The organism is Clostridium sp. (assembly GCF_032552055.1).
In the GTDB taxonomy this organism is placed as follows: Bacteria; Bacillota; Clostridia; order Clostridiales; family Clostridiaceae; genus Clostridium.
Window position 1 is genome coordinate 1 of the sequence record NZ_JAWGSV010000418.1, and the last position, 1397, is coordinate 1397.

A 1397-nucleotide genomic window follows, 5' to 3' on the forward strand; every position below is an offset into this window, starting at 1 on the left:
GTTGTAAGAACTTAGATTTGTTCTTACATCAGCTGAGTTTATTTTTTATATATATTTTTCTAGTTTTTCAATTACGTCATTATAAACACTATCTAATATAGTGAAATCTAATGTCTTTATATAATGACTTTCTAAGTCATCATGTATTCTGTGGGCTTCTGATATTAAGAAGAGTGCCTTATTAATTAACTCCTCAAAATGATTCTTATCATATTCAACTTCAAATTTATTACTTAAGAGTATAGATGAATTGCAGAAATCTTCTATATTATAAGTCTTTCCTTTAAATGAACTCTTGCTAATTTCATTTTCTGTAACAATTGAAGTAGATATTTCAGGTATTAAAATATGCTCTATTCTATCTGGATTAAAAGGGTCATGTAGGTATTCAACGAAGTAGCCCTTCTTCTGAGCAAGACTTCCTAATTCTTTTAGGATTTTACTTTTGCTAAAGCCAGGACCTCCTTTTAAGATAAAGGTATTAGTATATTCAGAAACTAAGTCTTCTGCAAAGGTGATAATGCCATTGGGTGTAAATGCCGATGCAAATAGATGTCTTTCATCACCGAACCCAGATTTTTGCTTAATAAAAACTTCTTCTTTAAGACTTTCACATATAGTAATAAATTTACTGTAATCTAAGGCTTTAGAATTTAGCTTACTCCAATCTTCATGAATAGGCTTTGCAGCTGCAAGGAATTTATAAGCTCTCTGGAAGTTAGTACTTATTTCCTTATAGATATTAATTAAATATTTTTTATTTAAAGAAAGAGCATCATTATTTAAGGCAATCCCCAGATTTATAATTTCATCTACAGCACCAGGATAAATAGGATCAATCATATGAGGTGATGTACCATCTAATAGTGCTATTTTAAGGTCAGGAACTACTACTCCATCTAAAGAATTACTGTCAGAAGAACAATGATGATATTCTACAGAGTAACCTTTATCTAAAAAGTGAGCTCCAACCTTTTTCATTAAATGAGACTTGCCAGCACCAGGACCTCCTTTTAAACATAAAACTCTATTAGCAGTCTCTTTATTAATAATGTAATTGTAAAAGGAATGAAAGCCCCTATAAGTATTTCCACCTAGGAATAGATGTCTTTCTTTTTTTTGTGTCAAAAATATCACTCCTAAATATTGCTTTAAATAAATTTCTAATAGCAATATATGTATGTTAACAAATTTTGGAACTAAAAATTATGGGGAATGATAAAATGATTAATTGTTTTTTATAATAATGCATAAAATTGAATAAAATATTAATAAGATAATAATGTATAAAGTTTCGACAATATTATAAGGAGATTTAATGAGTAATGTATATGTATAAAGAGAATATAAGGTTTTGCAAGTGGTTATTTACATAGATTTACATTCGGGTTTATGCA

The 1397-nt window shown here is 28.5% G+C and carries 1 protein-coding gene; it reads right to left on the reverse strand.

Translation table 11 applies throughout. The features are described 5' to 3' along the window. Positions 1 to 45: 45 nt before the first annotated feature. The gene (locus tag E6248_RS16045) at positions 46 to 1137 is read right to left on the reverse strand and encodes an ATPase (RefSeq protein WP_316341768.1); all 1092 of its coding nucleotides are present in this window, start codon (positions 1135 to 1137) and stop codon (positions 46 to 48) included. Between the last annotated feature and the right edge of the window lie 260 nt (positions 1138 to 1397).